Raw genomic sequence first — 19,036 nt, forward strand, 5'->3', positions numbered from 1 at the left:
CCATGTTCAAAACGATGCAAAAACACGGCGTCACGCTGGCTGTCTTCGCCGCGGTCCTGACAGGGCTGACGGCGCTGGTAAATGCGCTGACCAAAACGACCATCGAAGAGCAGGCCTCGAAGCAGCAAAAGGCGCTGTTCGATCAGGTGATCCCGTCCGACTTCTACGATAACGACCTGCAAAAAAGCTGCTTTGTGGTAGACGCGCCGCAGCTTGGGAAAGGCCCGCACCGCCTCTTTATTGCCCGCAAAGGGGATAAACCGGTCGGCGCGGTGATGGAAGCGACGGCGCCTGACGGCTATTCCGGTGCCATTCAGCTGCTTGTGGGCAGCGATTTCTCCGGCACCATACTGGGCACCCGCGTGACGGAACACCATGAAACGCCGGGTCTTGGCGATAAAATTGAAACCCGTCTGAGCGACTGGATTTTGCACTTTGCCGGTAAAGTGATCCATGGTGAAGATGACACCGCGTTTGCGGTGAAGAAAGATGGCGGCGAGTTCGACCAGTTCACCGGGGCGACCATCACCCCACGTGCGGTGGTGAATGCCGTAAAACGAGCCGGGCTGTACGCTGAAACGCTGCCCGCGCAAATCAACAATCTTCCGGCCTGTGAGGAGTAATCATGAGCCAGGTTAAAGAGGTTATTGTCCAGGGGTTGTGGAAAAACAACTCCGCGCTGGTTCAGCTTCTGGGGATGTGCCCACTGCTGGCGGTGACATCCACCGCCACCAACGCGCTCGGTCTGGGTCTGGCAACCACGCTGGTATTGACCCTGACCAACCTCTCCATCTCTGCCCTGCGCCGCTGGACGCCGTCGGAAATTCGTATTCCTATTTACGTCATGATCATTGCGTCGGTGGTCAGTATTGTTCAGATGCTGATTAACGCCTACGCGTTCGGTCTGTACCAGTCGCTCGGGATCTTCATTCCCCTTATCGTCACCAACTGTATCGTGGTCGGGCGTGCGGAAGCCTTTGCGGTGAAAAACAGTCCGGCCATGTCGGCGCTGGACGGTTTTTCTATTGGCATGGGTGCCACCTGCGCCATGTTCGTGCTGGGCTCGCTGCGCGAGATCCTCGGCAACGGTACGCTGTTTGACGGCGCTGATGCGCTGCTGGGCGGCTGGGCCAAAGCGCTGCGCATTGAAGTGTTCCACACCGATACGCCATTCCTGCTGGCGATGCTGCCGCCTGGCGCGTTTATTGGTCTTGGCATGATGCTGGCGATAAAATACCTGATTGACGAGAAACGTAAGCGCCGCGCGGCTGAGCGCAGCGTTCTGGAAGGGACACCCGAGAAGGCCTCATGAATAAAGAAAAGCGCATTGCGATCCTGACCCGTCTGCGGGACGAGAACCCGCACCCGACGACGGAGCTGAATTTTACCTCCCCGTTTGAGCTGCTGATCGCCGTGTTGCTCTCTGCACAGGCTACCGACGTGAGCGTCAATAAAGCCACCGCCCTGCTCTATCCGGTCGCCAATACGCCGAAGGCCATGCTGGAGCTGGGCGTGGAAGGCGTGAAGTCCTATATCAAAACCATCGGCCTGTTTAACAGCAAAGCCGAGAACGTCATCAAGACCTGCCGGATCCTGCTGGAGCAGCACGGAGGCGAAGTGCCGGAAGACCGCGCTGCGCTGGAAGCCTTGCCGGGCGTGGGGCGTAAAACGGCGAACGTGGTGCTCAATACCGCGTTTGGCTGGCCCACTATCGCCGTCGATACGCATATCTTTCGCGTCTCTAACCGGACCAACTTCGCGCCGGGGAAAAATGTCGAGCAGGTCGAAGAGAAGCTGCTGAAAGTGGTTCCGGCGGAATTTAAGGTTGACTGCCATCACTGGCTGATTCTGCACGGTCGTTACACGTGTATTGCCCGTAAGCCTCGCTGCGGCTCCTGCATTATTGAAGATCTCTGCGAATATAAAGAAAAAGTGTACCCCTGAGGCATCTCAAACCCCTGGCTAAAGAAGGGCTTTCAAACGCTCTTCTTTTGACCGTTATTTGTCCGCCTTTCGTTTCGCCTCACCTGTCACTTATTCGGCTCTTTAACGCTGAAACAGGTTAATACTTTTTTCATAGCCGAAAATTTCTATACATCTGTGATCGCGATCACCCTGATAACTTCATGTTGTATTTTTGTTGTCAAAATCGACCTAAACCCTTTATCTGACAAGACACTCCTCTTTCTTTGCCGACGATAAGACCAGCTATTTTTCAGAATATGGGCTATATCACTGCCACAAGCGGCAAATAGCAGAACATATCGCCAACAGCCCGTACTGACCGGTGATTACCAGTCGAAAAAACTACCTTTACTCAGCGTATGAAATTTAACGCTGAATAACATTTGCATGAACCGACGATTATACCACCCAGGATATATGTAACAGATTATTACAAACGTATTGCCAGATGGGGCAGGATAGTGAACATTACCCGCCGTTTCTCCTCCCAATATAACTATAAGGCGTATGGACTACGGCCATCACGCTATGAACACCCCCGTTAATATGGGATGTAAAAAAAGAGGTATATGTGTCGACTGCAAACAATAAACCAACAGATGAAAGCGTGAGTCTGAACGCTTTTAAACAACCTAAAGCGTTCTATCTCATCTTCTCTATCGAGTTATGGGAGCGTTTTGGTTACTACGGCCTGCAAGGGATCATGGCGGTTTACCTGGTGAAACAGCTGGGTATGTCCGAAGCCGATTCCATCACGCTGTTCTCCTCCTTCAGTGCCCTGGTCTATGGTCTGGTTGCTATCGGCGGCTGGCTGGGTGATAAAGTTCTGGGTACTAAGCGCGTCATTATGCTGGGCGCCATTGTTCTGGCGATTGGCTATGGACTGGTAGCATGGTCAGGGCATGATGCCGCTGTCGTGTATATGGGCATGGCCACGATCGCCGTGGGTAACGGTCTGTTCAAAGCGAACCCGTCTTCCCTGCTCTCTACCTGCTACAGCAAAGACGATCCTCGTCTGGACGGTGCATTTACCATGTACTACATGTCCATCAACATCGGTTCGTTCTTCTCGATGCTGGCAACCCCATGGCTCGCAGCGAAATTCGGCTGGAGCGTGGCGTTTGCGCTGAGCTTCGTCGGTATGCTGATCACCGTGGTGAACTTCCTGTTCTGCCGCAGCTGGGTTAAAAACTACGGTTCAAAACCAGACTTCGAGCCTGTGCATATGGGCAAACTGCTGGCGACCATCGTAGGCGTTGTGGTCCTGGCGGCCATCGCTACCTGGCTGCTGCACAACCAGGGTATCGCACGTGCCGTTCTGGGCGTTGTGGCGCTGGGTATCGTGGTTATCTTCGCGAAAGAAGCATTCGCTATGCAGGGTGCTGCCCGTCGTAAGATGATCGTGGCCTTCATTCTGATGCTGGAAGCGATTATCTTCTTCGTGCTGTACAGCCAGATGCCAACCTCTCTGAACTTCTTCGCCATTCGTAACGTTGAGCACTCTATTCTGGGCATCGCGTTCGAACCGGAGCAGTATCAGGCACTGAACCCGTTCTGGATCATGATTGGTAGCCCGATTCTGGCCGCGATCTATAACAAGATGGGCGACCGTCTGCCAATGCCGCACAAGTTTGCTATCGGTATGGTGCTGTGTTCCGGCGCGTTCCTGGTGCTGCCGCTGGGTACCAAATTTGCTACCGACGCCGGTATCGTATCCGTTAACTGGCTGATCCTGAGCTACGCGCTGCAGTCTATCGGCGAACTGATGATCTCTGGTCTGGGTCTGGCAATGGTTGCACAGCTGGTTCCGCAGCGTCTGATGGGCTTCATTATGGGTAGCTGGTTCCTGACCACTGCCGGTGCAGCAATTATCGCCGGTAAGATTGCGAACCTGATGGCCGTGCCGGAAAACGTCACTGACCCACTGGTTTCCCTGAACGTCTACGGTACCGTGTTCATGCAGATTGGTATCGCGACTGCCGTTATTGCCGCTCTGATGCTGCTGACCGCACCGAAACTGAATCGCATGACTCAGGACGACGACAAGACCGCTAAGGCGACCAAAACCGCTACTGCGTGAAATCCGTGAGAAACGACTGACCAGAAGCCGCTAATTGATTAGCGGCTTTTTTTTTATCCGTTTGCGCACTAACATAGCTGAAACCTCAGCGAAAAGGAGTTACCGATGAAACTGTTCTACAAACCGGGCGCGTGCTCTCTTGCTTCCCATATCACCCTGCGCGAGAGCGGCAAAGATTTCACGCTGGATGGCGTTGATCTGATGAAAAAACGTCTGGAAAACGGCGATGACTTTCTTGCCATTAACCCGAAAGGACAGGTTCCGGCGCTCCTGCTGGATGACGGTACCCTGCTGACCGAAGGCGTGGCGATTATGCAGTTCCTGGCCGATAGCGTGCCCGATCGCCAGCTGCTGGCCCCGGTCAGTACGATTTCTCGCTATAAAACGCTGGAATGGCTGAACTACATTGCCACCGAGCTGCACAAAGGCTTTACGCCGCTGTTCCGCCCGGATACGCCGGAAGAGTTTAAGCCGACCCTGCGCGCCCTGCTGGAGAAAAAGCTGCAGTACGTTAACGAATCGCTGAAAGACGAACAGTGGATTGGCGGCTCGCGCTTCACGATCGCTGATGCGTACCTGTTCACCGTGCTGCGCTGGGCACGTGCGGTTAAGCTGAATCTGGAAGGGTTAGACCACATTGCATCGTATATGAAACGCGTGGCTGAACGTCCTGCGGTGGCTGCAGCGCTGAAAGCGGAAGGTCTTAACTAATATCGCCGGCGGCGCTGCGCTGGCACGGGCCTACGGGTTTTGTAGGCCGGGTAAGCGCAGCGCCACCTGGCATCGTTTAAAGCTGGGTTGCGCTGAAATAGTGCTCCGGCTTCGCGATACGATCCTGTGCCGCGACCACCTGCAGTTCATATTCCTGCATCTCTTTCGTCGCAATCATAATTTCGTACACCGCTGCCGTAACGTGCTCCAGCGCGTCCCTCACCGTTGCACCCTGAAGCAGTTTCACCAGCAGCAGTCCGCTGGTCACATCGCCCACGCCCACCGGCTGACGCGTGCCAAAATCCACCAGCGGGCGGCTGATATGCCAGGCATCCTCTTTCGTCACCAGCAGCATCTCAAAGCGATCCTGGCTTAGCCCTGCGCGCGCGAGGTGTTTTACCAGCACAACCTCAGGCCCCTGCGCGATCAGCTCGCGTGACGCGCTTACGGCCTCTTTTACGCTGTTAACCGGATGCTCGCAGAGAATTTCCAGTTCGACCAGGTTTGGCGCAATGATATCGCTGGCGGGCAGCGCATGGCGAACGTGGAATTCTGCCACGCCTGGCGCCACGATACAGCCTTTTTCCGGATGGCCCATAACGGGGTCGCAGAAGTATTTTGCCGACGGGTTGGCAGCCTTTACCTGACGCACGATGCCGAGGATATGTTCCCCCTGCTCCGCTGAACCAAGATAACCGCTCAATACGGCGTCACAGCGCTTGAGCTGGTCGATATCGGCAATGCCCTGCACAACCTCGGTGAGGTGCGAAGGCGGCATCACGCAGCCGGTCCATTTGCCATACTGCGTGTGGTTAGAGAACTGAACGGTATTGAGGGGCCAGACGTTGACGCCGAGGCGGCGCATCGGGAATTCCGCAGCGCTGTTGCCAGCATGTCCAAAAACAACGTGGGACTGAATGGCGAGGATGTTCTTCATTTTATGCTTACCAAACCCTGAAAAAACAAAAGGGGCGTGGTTTCCCACGCCCCTCGAGACTGTTAATTATTTCCAGCAGACAAGGCAGTAGTTTTTCTTACCGCGACGCAGCAGGGTGTAGCGGCCATACAGACGGTCGCCATCAACAAAGGTGTATTCCGGGTCAGCCTGCTTTTCACCGTTGATGGTGATCGCGTTTGAGGCGATGGTTTTACGCGCCTGACCGCGGGAAGGCTGCAGCTCAGAATCCACCAGCGCCTGCATCAGGTCAGCCCCTTTCTCCATCTCAACCATTGGCACGCCGTCCTGCGCCAGCTGTTCGAAGTCCGCTTCGCTCAGATCGCTCAGGGTACCGTTGAACAGGCTTGCGGTAATGCGTTTTGCCGCGGCCAGACCTTCTTCACCGTGAACCAGTTTGGTCACTTCATCTGCCAGCACGTACTGCGCGCGCGGCGCTTTACCGCTGTTCTTGTCTTCTTCTTCCAGCGCGTTGATCTCTTCAATGTCCATAAAGGTGAAGAACTTCAGGAAGCGGTAAACATCGGCGTCCGCCGTGTTGATCCAGAACTGGTAGAATTTGTACGGGCTGGTTTTCTTCGGATCGAGCCATACCGCACCGCCTTCCGTCTTACCGAATTTGGTGCCGTCTGCTTTAGTGATCAGCGGAACGGTCAGACCAAAGACCTGATTCTGGTGCAGGCGACGGGTCAGGTCGATACCGGAGGTAATATTACCCCACTGGTCAGAACCGCCAATCTGCAGGGAAACACCGTGCAGTTTGTTCAGGCAGGCAAAGTCATACCCCTGCAGCAGGTTGTAGGAGAACTCGGTAAAGGAGATACCCTGGTCGTCACGGTTCAGACGCTGCTTCACGGCCTCTTTGTTAATCATCTGGTTAACAGAGAAGTGCTTGCCGATGTCACGCAGGAAGGTCAGCACGTTCATGCTGCCAAACCAGTCGTAGTTGTTCGCGGCAATCGCGGCGTTATCGCCACAGTTGAAGTCGAGGAACGGTGCAACCTGTTTGCGGATCTTATCGACCCACTCCTGCACGGTATCTTCGGTGTTCAGTTTACGCTCAGCGGCTTTGAAGCTTGGGTCACCAATCAGACCGGTCGCGCCGCCCACCAGGGCAACAGGCTTATGGCCCGCCATCTGGAAGCGTTTCAGGCATAACAATGGAACAAGATGCCCCAAATGCAAGCTGTCAGCGGTGGGATCGAAGCCGCAATAGAGCGCGATCGGGCCTTGCGCCAGTCGCTCTGCTAACGCTTCCTCGTCCGTCACCTGGGCCACGAGGCCCCGCTCTTGCAATTGTTTAATCAAGTTACTGCTTGCCATCAAATTCTCCATGTATAAACGACTGCACCTTTGCCGGTACACGACTTTTCGCCTGATGCGAAAGGACCATAGAATAAAGCGCAAGCGCGGTGTGCGCTAGCGCTTAAATCAACAAATTTCGGGGATTACGGCGCCAGTCTGTCGATTTTCCAGCCGCCATTCTCGCGCTGGTATAAAAAGCGGTCGTGCAGGCGATGTTCGCCCCCCTGCCAGAACTCGATTTGCTCAATCGGGATGCGGAAACCACCCCAGAAGCTCGGCAGCGGGATTTCACCCTGCTGGAACTTCTGCTTCAGCTCGAGGAATTTACTTTCCAGCACGCCGCGGGCGGAAATGCGGCTGGACTGTTTTGATACCCAGGCGCCAATCTGGCTGTCACGCGGACGACTGTGGAAATACTTCACCACTTCCAGCGTCGAGAGACGTTCCGCTTTGCCGGTCACCATGACCTGACGTTCCAGCATGTGCCACGGGAACAGCAGGCTGATACGCGGATTGTTTTCCAGATGGTGCGCTTTGCGGCTGCCAAGGTTGGTATAGAACACCAGCCCTTTCTCGTCATAATGCTTGAGCAATACGATACGCTGATACGGTTGACCGTTTTCATCTACCGTTGCGACAACCATCGCCGTTGGGTCGGCAAGTTTCGCTTCGCAGGCCTGTTTCAGCCAGCGTTCAAAAAGCACAAGGGGTTCAGCGGGAAGATCCTGGCGACGCAGGCCGCCTTTGGTGTATTCACGGCGCAGATGCGCAATTTGCTGCAGTTCGTCGTTATCTGACATGGCGTTAGCTGACATTGAGAGTGGGTGGCGCTATTGTGCGCCGCCCCTGTAAAAATCTCAACGCTTCGGATTTTCGAGCTGGCAATTGTTCAGCACAATACGGTCGCGTTTGTAGACCGTGGCGCTGTCGCCTTTCGACCAGAAGACATAGATACCGTCGGTGTAGCGTGCGCCCGAGGCCGAAATGCCCTGCTTCAGCGTCAGCAATTTATTGTCGTAAACAAAACTGGCTTCCTGGCGCGGATTGTTCAGCTTCACGGTCAGCGGTTTTTCGTCGCAGCGATACTCCAGGGTATCGGTCTGCATGCGCTCAACGAGCTGGTTGTAGACGCTGCATCCTGACAGCAGCAAAGGGGCGGCAATAAGAAGAAGTTTTTTCATGGGCATATTCCGAAGACTATCCTGGTCCTGGAGGGCATGGCTGCCCCCCTGTTTCGTTCCATTCTAACGACGACGCGCCGCGCTGAATTTCAGTTAACTCTGATTATGACGCGGATTTGCCGGGAAAATCGCCCCTAGCACGCTCGCCTCGCGCGCGCCGGTTACCGACGGTAAATTGCCCGGCAGCCCGGCAACGGTGCGCCAGGCAAGCCAGGCAAAGGCCAGCGCCTCCATATCATCCCCGCTGATGCCGGCCTCATCGGTCGTCGACACTTCGGTACCCGGCAGTAGCCCCGCAAGACGCGCCATCACCAGCGGGTTACGGCTTCCCCCGCCGCACACCAGCAGGCGTTCACATCCGCCGCTAAGCAGCACCTGTTCAGAAATCGACACGGCCGTAAGCTCGGCAAGCGTCGCCTGAACATCCTGGGGCGCGAGCGCCGGGAAAGACGCCAGCTGGCGCTCAAGCCAGCCAAAGTTGAAGTATTCACGCCCCGTGCTTTTCGGTGCCGGTAAGGCAAAATAAGGATCGCTCAACATGGACTGCAGCAGCGGGAGAATCACCTTACCCTCACTCGCCCACTCCGCGTTTTTATCATACGGTTGCCCGCACTGACGCCAGATCCAGGCATCCATTAACATATTGCCCGGGCCGGTATCGTAGCCGCGGACCGGCTGCCCCGGAATAAGCATCGACAGATTGGCGATCCCACCAATGTTGAGCACCATACGCCGTTCTGAAGGGTGCGCCAGTAGTGCCTGATGAAACGCGGGCACCAGCGGTGCGCCCTGTCCGCCAAGGGCAATATCGCGACGACGGAAATCGCCGACCACCGTGACGCCCGTCTTCGCCACAATCTGGTTGTTATCGCCGATTTGCAGGGTGTGCGGGGCATCGCCGATGGGTTCATGCCAGACCGTTTGTCCGTGACACCCGATGGCCACCACATCCTGCGGACGAAGATGTTCTTTTTGCATCAAAGCCTGCACCGCATCTGCAAACAGCGCCCCCAGGCTGACATCCAGCTGTCCAAGCTGCGAAAGGGTCAGCTGCTGCCCCTGACAGATACTGAGAATATCCTCTTTCAGTGAAATGGGGATTGGCCAGGTCAGGCTCGCCTGCTGCGCCACCATGTTCTCATCAATGGCGGCCAGAACGACATCTACCCCATCCAGACTGGTGCCTGACATCACACCAATGTAGCGACCCGATTTCATGCGCTTTCCTTACGTTGCGTGGGCTAAGGATATCCACTCAACCATAAACGGCGTCGCTTTGCCATCCGGCAATAATATTTTTTAACAATGTCAGACGGGTAGCGTGGGCGGATCCTGTTTATGTCTCGTTAAGTCAAATTCAAGTACAATTTTCCTATTGTTAGTGCAAAGATATGAACGATGGCCCCTTATGCCATATAATTTAGCCATAACGGATGCCCCCCATCGGGCGTTTTTGGTGAACAGGAGATTCAAATGATTTTACGTGTACTGGGCGTTTCGCTGATTGGTTTAACTCTGGCTGGCTGTGTGAATGACAGTTCACTTTCTGGCGACGTTTATAGCGCTTCTGAAGCGAAACAGGTTCAGAACGTGACTTACGGTACCGTTGTTAACGCACGCCCTGTACAGATTCAGGGTGGTGATGAAAACAACGTGATGGGCGCCATCGGCGGTGCCGTTCTGGGTGGTTTCCTGGGTAATACCGTCGGCGGCGGTACGGGCCGTTCTCTGGCAACAGCCGCAGGCGCAGTAGCCGGTGGTGTAGCAGGCCAGGGTGTTCAGGGTGCGATGAACAAAACCCAGGGCGTCGAGCTGGAAATTCGTAAAGACGACGGCAGCACCATTATGGTTGTTCAGAAACAAGGCAGCACCCGCTTCTCCGCAGGTCAGCGCGTTGTGCTGGCAAGCAACGGAAGCCAGGTGACCGTTTCTCCACGATAATTAAAAATGGATGTGGCCATTGGGCCACATCCATTTACAATATACATCACTTATACGAATATTTTTACAAAATATATTCGCTCCACAAATATTTAATCTCATCGTATATTGTCTCCGCGCAAAGTATTTATTGCATTACTTGCTTAGACTCTTCGCAATTACCTCTTCATGATTTATTTCTCATTTTGTAAAAACTTATATGCTTGCGAATAGTCGTTGTCTAAAAGGTCGTTATATCTCGTTCTGTTTCGGTTGCCTTGTCGTCATCGGAATATTACAAGCTCTCTTTTCAAAAGTGGTTGAATGGGTTCCCTCCTTCTCGCCTCTTTTGTTCCCTACGCTCACCATTTTTTTACTCGTGTTTCACCTGTTTATTGCCTGCTTTATGGCAATGAAATACTGGTGTGATAAGCGGCGGCTCTATCTGATTGCGATCGCCTTTGCCTTTGCCGGTTCGGCACTGTTGATGGTCGGAACGCTGTCCAGCTTTCCAGCATGGCTGAACCTCTATCAGTTCAACGTCGTGAACTACAACGATGCGATGATCTACTTTATGTTCCGCCACTTTTTAATGGCGGTGTTGTTCATCGTTGCGGCAGTACTCTATCCTACGCGCGATTACCCTTTTTCACGGTTGGCGCATATCTCAATTGTGAGCGGGGCGTTTCTCTTTACCGCCTGTGTTGTGGGACTGGCCTGGATATATTCCAGTCACTCGCCCTTGTTATCCATTGACCTGGTTGATAACGAAACCCGTCAGTTTATGGTGCTCTGGAGCCAATGCATAAATATTTCTTTAATTGTCTTCTGGGTGGTTTCATTAGTAACGCTGATGTTTGTCACGCGCGTGCGCAATTTATTCTGGGTAGGCGGAAATTTCCTGTGCGTTTGCTATATCGTCACGCTCGCCATGCTGTTAGTAGGCGGACATGCTGAAGATATATCGTGGTATCGCGCCCGGCTATTTGAAACCGTCGCTACGCTGATGATTATTTTTGTACTGCTCTACGACGTCTTCATGCTGTACCGTGATTCCCATTTAAAATATCAGCAGTCATATCAAAATTCGATTCGCGATCCGCTTACGCGCCTGTATAACCGCAGCTATTTTTATGAATCGTTAAACCAGGCGCTGGACATGGCGAAACCCAGCCGCCCAGTTTCGGTTATCGTCAGCGATCTCGACCGCTTCAAGCGTATCAACGATAACTATGGCCACCTTCAGGGAGACAAAGTCTTACAGTTTGTCGCCAATCTGCTGATGGATTCCGTACGCCCGCAGGACATCGCGGCTCGAATCGGCGGTGAGGAGTTTGTGCTGATGCTGGCCAACACCTCTTCAGATGCAGCCCACCAGGTGGCGGAACGTATTCGGTTGAAGCTAAGCAGCTTTGATAAAACCAGCAGCGGAGGGCAGCTACCTGAGCCGATTACCATCAGCATGGGAGTATTTACGGCGACGTCATCGACCGTGACCGCAGAAGCGTGCGTGGAGAGTGCCGACAAGGCGATGTATGAAGCGAAGGAGACAGGCCGTAATCGAGTGGTGGTCTTTAAATAAAAAAAGGCCTTGCTGCTGCAAGGCCTTAGTGTTGATCAGTCGCGAGACTGTAGCTCATGGATGTTTTGCTCAAGGCGAGCAATGAGGCTAATGAGCATTTCCAGCTCCGCCGGTGAAACGCCTGAAAGGATTTCACCGCGCGTTTTGGTAATCACAGCTTCCATTTCAGTAATGATAGGCGCCGCTTTCTCAGTGAGTTTTATCCGCTTGGCGCGACGATCGCTGGCGCAGGTTTGTCGGGAGATCAGCCCCTTCTCTTCCAGCTGGTCAAGCGTGCGCACCAGTGACGGTTGCTCAATGCCTATCGCTTTTGCCAGTTGAATTTGCGACTGGTCGGGCGGCAGCTGATGAATGTTGTGCAGCGTGACCCAATGCGTCTGCGTCAATTCCAGAGGTTTCAGGCGATGGTCAATCAGAGCACGCCAGACGCGTACCAACCTTGCCAGATCAGAACCTAATGGCGATTCCAATTTCATCTCCTTATAATTAGCTTGCTAAGTTATTATACTGATTTTAGAATAGTGTGCAGCATTTGTAATGGCAAAACAAATGCAATACTGCATTCATCTAACTCAAAAGTATGACTTACACTGAATTGTGATGCTTCTTCATACTCAGACAAGCCAACACGGCATTCTGTTCACTGCAAAGGATCTCTGCTCGTGACCTTTTTTCATCGCTCAGAGGGTTTACCCCTCCAGGACCTGATCTTCGGTGCGTCAGTCTACTTTCCCCCTCTGTTTAAGGCCGTGCTGGTGGGCTTTATTCTCTGGCTCATCGCGCATCGCCTGCTTCGCGACTGGATGTATTCCGGCGAAATCTGGCATCCCATGCTGATGGATCTTTCCCTGTTTGCCCTCTGTGTATGCCTGGGCCTTGCTGTTCTGATCGTGTGGTGACTATGCCCCTGAAAACGCTGAAGTACTTTTCCACCCTGTTTGTTCTGGTCCTTGCGCTGGTCGCCGGATGGTGGCTCTGGAATTATTACATGCAGTCACCCTGGACGCGTGACGGTAAGATTCGCGCTGAGCAGGTCAGCATTACCCCGCAGGTATCGGGAAGCATTACGTCGCTGCTGGTTAAGGATAACCAGTACGTTAAAAAGGGAGAGGTTTTATTCCGAATCGACGACACCCCGTACCATATCGCGATTCTGAATGCCCAGGCGCAGCTGGCAAAAGCCCAGTCTGATCTGGCAAAGGCCAACAACGAGGCCAACCGCCGCCGTCACCTGTCGCAAAACTACATCTCCGCGGAAGATTTAGACACCGCCAACCTCAACGTTAAGGCGATGCAGGCGAGCGTCAACGTGGCTGAGGCGACGCTGAAGCAGGCGCAGTGGGAGCTGACCCAAACCGTGATTACCGCCCCTGTCGATGGATGGGTGACCAACCTTTCCGCCCGCGTGGGTAACTATGCCACCACGGGACAGCCCGTTTTCGCCCTGGTCGACAGCCACTCCTTCTACGTAGTGGGCTACTTCGAAGAGACCAAGCTTCGGCATATTCGCGAGGGATCGCCAGCTGCGATTACGCTGTACAGCGGCTCGCAAAGGTTACAGGGTCACGTCTCCAGCATTGGTCGCGCCATTTACGATCAAAGCGTTGAAACAGATTCCGGCCTGGTGCCGGATATCAAGCCGAACGTCCCCTGGGTGCGTCTCGCTCAACGCGTGCCTGTTCGCGTGGAGTTTGACCATTTACCGCAGGGCATCACGCTGGTATCCGGCACCACCTGCACTGTCTCCATCGGAACCCCTTAATGAAACTGCAGGCGCTCTCCTGGCAAAACTCGCCGTGGATGAAAGCGACGCGTCCTCAGTGGCGCTACGCGCTGCGTAACGGCATTGCCATGTGTCTGGCGCTGACCGTCGCCTATTACCTGAACCTGGATGAGCCGTACTGGGCGATGACCTCTGCCGCAGTGGTGAGTTTTCCCACCGTTGGTGGGGTGATCAGTAAAAGCCTTGGGCGTATCGCCGGCAGCCTGCTGGGTGCCACGGCGGCGTTAATTATCGCCGGCCACACTCTGAACGACCCATGGCTGTTCCTGCTGAGCATGGCGGCATGGCTGGGATGCTGTACCTGGGCCTGCGCCCATTTCACCAACAACGTCGCCTACGCTTTCCAGCTGGCGGGCTATACCGCCGCCATTATTGCCTTCCCGGTGGTGAATGTGCTCGATACCACCGAGCTGTGGGATATTGCACAGGCGCGCGTCTGCGAAGTGATTGTCGGGATCCTCTGCGGCGGATTTATGATGATGATCCTCCCCAGCACTTCCGACGGCACCGCACTCATCACCGCCCTTAAAACCATGCACACCCGGTTGCTTGAACACGCGAGCCTGCTGTGGCAACCGGATACCAGCGATGAGATCCGTCTCGCCCATGAAAAGGTGATAGGACAGATCCTGACAATGAATCTGCTGCGTATTCAGGCGTTCTGGAGCCACTACCGCTTTCGCCGTCAGAACACCCTGCTTAATTATTTACTGCACCAGCAGCTGCGCATGACCAGCGCCATCTCCAGCCTGCGCCGGATGCTGCTCAACTGGCCAACGCCGCCGGAAAACACGCGCGCGGTGATTGAAACGCTGCTCGCGACCCTTGCGCGCCCGGATGCAGACATCTACACGGTCGCGCGAATAATCGCCCCGCTCGCCCCGGTGGATGAATATGATTATCGCCATCGCGCCTTCTGGCAGCGGTTGAATTACTTTTGCCGCCTCTACCTGCGCAGCAGCCGCTGGATTAACGCGGTAGAGAACGCCACCCCGGTTACGGAGTTCAACGTTCCCGGGAGCCCGGCTCTCGCCCGCCATACTGACTACCTGGAGGCGCTGTGGAGCGGTTTTCGCACCTTTTGCGCGCTGATGCTGGTGGGCGCGTGGAGTATCACCACGCAGTGGGAGTCCGGTACGGCGGCCCTGACGCTCGCCGCCATCAGCTGCGTGCTTTACTCCGTCGCGGCCTCGCCGTTTAACTCGCTGACGCTCCTGCTGCGCACCCTGGTGCTGCTGTCGCTGTTCAGTTTTGTGGTGAAGTTTGGCCTGATGGTGCAGATAAGCGATCTCTGGCAGTTCCTGCTGTTCCTCTTTCCGCTGTTGACCACCATGCAGCTACTCAAGCTGCAGATGCCGAAGCTGGCGGGACTGTGGGGACAGCTGATTGTCTTTATGGGCTCGTTTATCTCCGTGACGAATCCACCGGTGTACGATTACGCCGATTTTCTCAATGACAACCTCGCAAAGATCCTCGGCGTGGGGCTGGCGTGGCTGGCCTTCGCGGTGCTGCGTCCCGGCTCCGATGCCCGCAAAAGCCGCAGGCATATCCGGGAGTTACGCCGGGGGTTTGTCGATCAGCTCAGCCGCAAACCGCATCTTCGTGAGAGTGAATATGAATCGCTGGTTTATCATCACGTCAGCCAGCTCAATAACAGCCAGGACGCGCTTTCCCGGCGCTGGCTGCTGCGCTGGGGCGTGGTGCTGCTGAACTGCTCGCACGTGGTCTGGCAGCTTCGCGGGTGGGAAACGCGTTCCGACCCGCTGTCGCAGGTGCGTGACGTTTGCATCTCCCTGCTGCGCGATGTCATGAGCGAACGCGGGGTCCAGCAGCGGCCGCTGGAAGCCACGCTGAATGAACTGCAGCGGATCTGCGATACGCTTGCACGACATCATCTCCCCGCCGCCCGCGATTTGGCCTCGATAATCTGGCGGCTACACTGCTCGCTGTCGCAGCTGGAACAGGCACCACCGCCGGGTACGATTGGGGATCAGATCACGCCGCAGGCATAACGCGCCCCGCCGCCGCCAAGCGGTTTAGGCTGATCGGACATATTGTCGCCGCCGACGTGGATCATCAGCGCTTTGCCTTTCACCTCATCCAGCTTTTTCAGACGCGGCGCGACAACGGGATCGGTGGCTTTACCGTCGTTATTGACCACCAGCACGGGCAGATCGCCCAGATGTCCCATGCCTTCCGGGCCCTCATGCTTGCCGGAGTGTTGCGGGTCAAGGTGACCGCCTGCCGCTTCCGCAGCCGACGGTTTCCCCTCTTTTAACGCGGGCTGACAGCTTCCTTTGGCGTGAACATGAAAACCATGCTCACCGGGAGGGAGTGCTTTGAGGTTGGGAGCGAACTCCAGTCCTTTATCGGTTTCCGTGATTTTCACCGTACCGATGGACTGACCCACACCCTGAGAGGTGACGAGATTCATTTCCACTTCGTCGCTGGCTGCCTGCGCCCCTGCGCAAACAACCAGCGCGACCATTGCCAGAGCAAAACGCTTCATATGACCTCCGCTGGTTATTTTTTGCCCCTTAAGTGTATACCAGGGGCAAAGATTTCACCGGAAAGTCATCTTCTGGCGGTTTATGGCACGTCGTAACCCAGCGCAGCCTTGCGGATGCGGAACCACTGCTGGCGGGTCATCTGCAGCTCTTCAGCGGCCAGTGCAGAACGCACGCGTTCAATTTTGCCAGAACCAATAATCGGCAGCGGTTTTGACGGCAGACGCAGGATCCAGGCGTAAACCACCTGTTCGATGCTCTCCGCGTTCAGTTCGCGGGCGATGGTGTCCAGCTCGTTACGCAGCGGCTGGAATTCATCATCATTGAACAGGCGTCCGCCTCCCAGGCATGACCAGGCCATCGGGCGAATGCGCAGCTGCTGCAGCTGGTCAAGCGTACCGTCCAGCAGCAGCGGCTGGTGTACCGGGGAGATCTCCACCTGGTTGGTGGCCAGGGTAAACGGCAGACGAGACTGAAGCAGCGCAAACTGCGCAGGGGTAAAGTTGGAAACGCCAAAGTGACGCACTTTGCCGCTCTGATGCAGGTTCAGGAAGGCTTCTGCCACCTCATCGGCATCCATGAGCGGGTCCGGACGGTGGATTAACAGCAGGTCGATACGGTCGGTCGCCAGGTTGACCAGCGACTGCTCAGCGCTCTTGATGATATGCGCGCTGTCGGTGATGTAATGCCCAAGGGCGTGTTCCGGTTTTGCCGTGGTGGCAATCCCGCACTTCGTGACGATCTCCATGCGGTCGCGGAGTGCCGGAACCAGCTTGAGCGCCTCGCCGAATGCAGCTTCACACTGATAGCCACCGTAAATATCCGCATGGTCGACCGTGGTAACGCCCAGATCGATATGCTCTTCAATAAAGCTCGCCAGCTGGAGGGGGGACATATTCCAGTCCATCAGGCGCCAGTAGCCCATCACAAAACGGGAGAATTCTGGCCCCTGGGGGGCAAGGGTAATTCGCTGAACCATAACATTTTCCTCAAGGACGTGATGTCATGAGTATACGCAATTACCGTGTTAAAAAAGTGAAGGTTGCTGGGGTTCTTCGGTCTCACCGGCTTTGTTTGCGCGTATTTTGCGCAGAAGACGCTGTCGGCAGAGGCGTAACACCTCCTGCTTTTGCGTGTCGCTAAAGTTTTGCCAGTTAAAACGCTCGTCGCGGGTACGCATGCACCCGCGGCAATATCCGCGTTCATCCACCTGACAAATCCCCCGGCACGGGCTCTGGATGGGGAAAAACTCCAGCTGCTCTGCCACACTCACCTCCGGATAACCACTCTCACCTACAGTGAAGACGCTAAACGCGCCACGTGCAAGGCCTTTACCACAGATTTGTGGCATTAAGGTTTCACTAATCTTCCTTCTTTATACTCGGCCCATCATGACAATGACAGGTTTACCGATCGATGTGGTTAATCAAAAAGTTACAATGTAACGACATTAAATTTACTCTGGGCTGTGCACTCTTTTTTACGTTGATTAATGGGCTGTTTATCCAGCGCAGCTGGGCCATTATTGCCCCTGCGCACCTGCACGACATCCTCTTTGCCGCGTCCGTACCGCTGGTGCTGTTTTGCGGCTGGGTGATTGTCTTTAGCCTGCTGAATATCCCCTATATCCGTAAGCCGCTGCTGATCGTCTTAACGGTCGGATGCGCCGCGGCCACCTACTTTATGTACACCTACGGCGCGGTGATCGATCAGAACATGATTGTGAACGTGTTCGAAACCAACTCTCAGGAAGCGACAGCCCTGGTGACCCCGCAGATGATTCTGTGGATTGTTATCGCAGGCCTCGTTCCCTCCGTGGTGCTGGCGTTGACCCGCATTCGTACCGGGAAATGGTGGTATGCCCTGCTGACGCGCGTCGCCGCGATGCTCGGTGCCCTGCTGGTGATTATCCTGATTGCGGCGCTGTTTTATAAAGATTACGCGTCGCTGTTTCGCAACAACAAAAGCATCGTCAAAATGGTGACCCCGGCCAACTATGTCAGCGCCGTGGTGAAGTACAGCAAAATGCGCTGGTTTGCCGGCGATCAAACGCTGGTGCGGATTGGCGAAGATGCCCATAAAGGACCGTTGATTTCCGGCCAGCAAAAGAAAACCGTTCTGGTGCTGGTCGTTGGGGAAGCCTCTCGCGCGGCGAACTACTCCCTGAATGGTTACGATCGTGAAACGAACCCGGAGCTGAAAAAGCAGGATGTGATTAACTTCCCGCAGGCCTCCTCATGCGGCACTGAAACCGCCGTTTCCGTTCCGTGCATGTTCTCGGGCATGACGCGCAGCAAATACGATGCCGACCTGGCTCACCATCAGGAAGGCCTGCTCGATGTGCTCAAGCATGCGGGGATCAACCTGCTCTGGCGCGACAACGACGGCGGCTGTAAAGGCGCCTGCGATCGCGTACCGCATACCGATATGACGCAGTGGAATCTGGATCAGTTCTGCAAAGACAAATCCTGTATTGATGATGTGAATTTCTACCGTCTGGACAACGTGCTGGATGGTCTGAAGCAGGACACGGTGCTGGTTATCCACCTGATGGGGAGCCACGGTCCGGCATACTATCGCCGTTACCCGGACACTTTCCGTAAATTTACCCCAACCTGCGACACCAATGAAATTCAGGATTGCGACCATCAGGCGCTGATGAATACCTATGACAACACCATCCTGTATACCGACAGCATGGTCAGCAAAACCATTGATGCCCTGAAAGCGCGCAAGGCAAGCATGAACACCGCCCTGATTTATCTCTCGGATCACGGTGAGTCACTGGGTGAAAGCGGCATTTATCTGCACGGTACGCCGTACATGCTGGCGCCGGAGCAGCAAACGCACATTCCGTTTATGTTCTGGCTGTCACCCGACTACGCGAAAAACTTTGGCATCAATGAACAGTGTTTACGCGACCACGCTGCAAAAAATGCGGTTTCCCAGGACAATTTGTTCTCGACCGTACTGGGTATGATGGACGTGAAATCAAACGTTTATCAACAGCAGCTGGATATTCTGAGCGCATGTCGGCAATAAACTCG

At 54.9% G+C, this 19,036-nt stretch carries 20 protein-coding genes; 11 read left to right on the plus strand and 9 right to left on the minus strand.

Going from position 1 to position 19,036, the window contains the following annotated elements:
* Window positions 1–2 precede the first annotated feature (2 nt).
* From rsxG to gstA, 5 genes are all read left to right on the plus strand, one after another.
* Window positions 3–623, plus strand: coding sequence for an electron transport complex subunit RsxG (gene rsxG, locus AA74_RS0105060; RefSeq protein WP_023327216.1), 621 nt, complete (start codon window positions 3–5; stop codon window positions 621–623).
* Window positions 624–625: 2 nt separating this feature from the next.
* Complete coding sequence (locus tag AA74_RS0105065; RefSeq protein WP_008500569.1) at window positions 626–1,312, plus strand: electron transport complex subunit E; 687 nt, start codon at window positions 626–628, stop codon at window positions 1,310–1,312.
* Entirely contained in the window at window positions 1,309–1,944 is a 636-nt protein-coding gene (gene nth, locus AA74_RS0105070) for an endonuclease III (RefSeq protein WP_008500570.1), read from the plus strand. The genes AA74_RS0105065 and nth overlap by 4 nt, the downstream gene beginning before the upstream one ends.
* A 592-nt stretch (window positions 1,945–2,536) precedes the next feature.
* A complete protein-coding gene (gene dtpA / locus AA74_RS0105075; protein ID WP_008500571.1) occupies window positions 2,537–4,045 on the plus strand; it encodes a dipeptide/tripeptide permease DtpA in 1,509 nt (502 codons plus the stop codon).
* Window positions 4,046–4,150: 105 nt separating this feature from the next.
* Window positions 4,151–4,756, plus strand: a complete 606-nt coding sequence (gene gstA / locus AA74_RS0105080; RefSeq protein WP_008500572.1) for a glutathione transferase GstA — start codon at window positions 4,151–4,153, stop codon at window positions 4,754–4,756.
* 76 nt (window positions 4,757–4,832) lie between these two features.
* Here the strand turns inward: gstA and pdxY are convergent, their stop codons facing one another.
* The 5 genes from pdxY to anmK form a co-directional block, all read right to left on the minus strand.
* Entirely contained in the window at window positions 4,833–5,693 is an 861-nt protein-coding gene (gene pdxY, locus AA74_RS0105085) for a pyridoxal kinase PdxY (protein ID WP_025911567.1), read from the minus strand.
* Between the two features lie 66 nt (window positions 5,694–5,759).
* Window positions 5,760–7,034, minus strand: coding sequence for a tyrosine--tRNA ligase (tyrS, locus tag AA74_RS0105090; RefSeq protein WP_023335449.1), 1,275 nt, complete (start codon window positions 7,032–7,034; stop codon window positions 5,760–5,762).
* A 125-nt stretch (window positions 7,035–7,159) separates the two neighbouring features.
* Window positions 7,160–7,816, minus strand: a complete 657-nt coding sequence (gene pdxH / locus AA74_RS0105095) for a pyridoxamine 5'-phosphate oxidase (protein ID WP_008500575.1) — start codon at window positions 7,814–7,816, stop codon at window positions 7,160–7,162.
* A 57-nt stretch (window positions 7,817–7,873) separates the two neighbouring features.
* Window positions 7,874–8,203, minus strand: coding sequence for a C-type lysozyme inhibitor (mliC, locus tag AA74_RS0105100; RefSeq protein ID WP_085930290.1), 330 nt, complete (start codon window positions 8,201–8,203; stop codon window positions 7,874–7,876).
* Between the two features lie 87 nt (window positions 8,204–8,290).
* Entirely contained in the window at window positions 8,291–9,415 is a 1,125-nt protein-coding gene (gene anmK, locus AA74_RS0105105; protein ID WP_025911573.1) for an anhydro-N-acetylmuramic acid kinase, read from the minus strand.
* A 255-nt stretch (window positions 9,416–9,670) separates the two neighbouring features.
* Here anmK and slyB point away from each other — a divergent pair, with 255 nt between their 5' ends.
* The gene (gene slyB / locus AA74_RS0105110; protein WP_008500578.1) at window positions 9,671–10,138 is read left to right on the plus strand and encodes an outer membrane lipoprotein SlyB; all 468 of its coding nucleotides are present in this window, start codon (window positions 9,671–9,673) and stop codon (window positions 10,136–10,138) included.
* Between the two features lie 199 nt (window positions 10,139–10,337).
* A complete protein-coding gene (locus AA74_RS0105115) occupies window positions 10,338–11,699 on the plus strand; it encodes a GGDEF domain-containing protein (protein WP_025911574.1) in 1,362 nt (453 codons plus the stop codon).
* Window positions 11,700–11,734: 35 nt separating this feature from the next.
* On the opposite strand, the gene slyA is transcribed toward AA74_RS0105115, so the two are convergent.
* On the minus strand, window positions 11,735–12,175 hold the full coding sequence (slyA, locus tag AA74_RS0105120; protein WP_021241135.1) for a transcriptional regulator SlyA: 441 nt from the start codon (window positions 12,173–12,175) through the stop codon (window positions 11,735–11,737).
* 186 nt (window positions 12,176–12,361) lie between these two features.
* Between slyA and AA74_RS0105125 the strand changes: the two genes are divergently transcribed.
* From AA74_RS0105125 to AA74_RS0105135, 3 genes are read left to right on the plus strand one after another with little or no spacing between them, the layout of a single operon-like run.
* Entirely contained in the window at window positions 12,362–12,598 is a 237-nt protein-coding gene (locus tag AA74_RS0105125) for a DUF1656 domain-containing protein (RefSeq protein ID WP_008500581.1), read from the plus strand.
* Between the two features lie 2 nt (window positions 12,599–12,600).
* Window positions 12,601–13,461 carry an HlyD family secretion protein gene (locus AA74_RS0105130; RefSeq protein ID WP_023292627.1) on the plus strand — a complete coding sequence of 287 codons (861 nt, stop codon included), beginning with the start codon at window positions 12,601–12,603 and terminating at the stop codon, window positions 13,459–13,461.
* The gene (locus tag AA74_RS0105135; RefSeq protein WP_023292628.1) at window positions 13,461–15,494 is read left to right on the plus strand and encodes an FUSC family protein; all 2,034 of its coding nucleotides are present in this window, start codon (window positions 13,461–13,463) and stop codon (window positions 15,492–15,494) included. Before AA74_RS0105130 ends, AA74_RS0105135 begins: the two co-directional genes overlap by 1 nt.
* Here the strand turns inward: AA74_RS0105135 and sodC are convergent.
* The 3 genes from sodC to AA74_RS0105150 all read right to left on the minus strand — a co-directional run bounded on the left by sodC (window position 15,473) and on the right by AA74_RS0105150 (window position 17,256).
* Window positions 15,473–15,991 carry a superoxide dismutase [Cu-Zn] SodC gene (gene sodC, locus AA74_RS0105140; protein WP_008500584.1) on the minus strand — a complete coding sequence of 173 codons (519 nt, stop codon included), beginning with the start codon at window positions 15,989–15,991 and terminating at the stop codon, window positions 15,473–15,475. The two genes, AA74_RS0105135 and sodC, sit on opposite strands and share 22 nt — an antisense overlap.
* 80 nt (window positions 15,992–16,071) lie before the next feature.
* Window positions 16,072–16,968, minus strand: a complete 897-nt coding sequence (locus AA74_RS0105145) for an aldo/keto reductase family oxidoreductase (protein WP_021241132.1) — start codon at window positions 16,966–16,968, stop codon at window positions 16,072–16,074.
* Window positions 16,969–17,016: 48 nt separating this feature from the next.
* Window positions 17,017–17,256 (minus strand): DUF1289 domain-containing protein, encoded by a 240-nt coding sequence (locus tag AA74_RS0105150; RefSeq protein WP_008500587.1) that lies wholly within the window; start codon window positions 17,254–17,256, stop codon window positions 17,017–17,019.
* 149 nt (window positions 17,257–17,405) lie between these two features.
* Here AA74_RS0105150 and eptA point away from each other — a divergent pair, with 149 nt between their 5' ends.
* Complete coding sequence (gene eptA / locus AA74_RS0105155) at window positions 17,406–19,031, plus strand: phosphoethanolamine transferase EptA (protein ID WP_025911578.1); 1,626 nt, start codon at window positions 17,406–17,408, stop codon at window positions 19,029–19,031.
* Window positions 19,032–19,036 lie beyond the last annotated feature (5 nt).

Source organism: Enterobacter sp. 5-4, assembly GCF_000612205.1.
Lineage (GTDB): Bacteria > Pseudomonadota > Gammaproteobacteria > Enterobacterales > Enterobacteriaceae > Enterobacter > Enterobacter roggenkampii.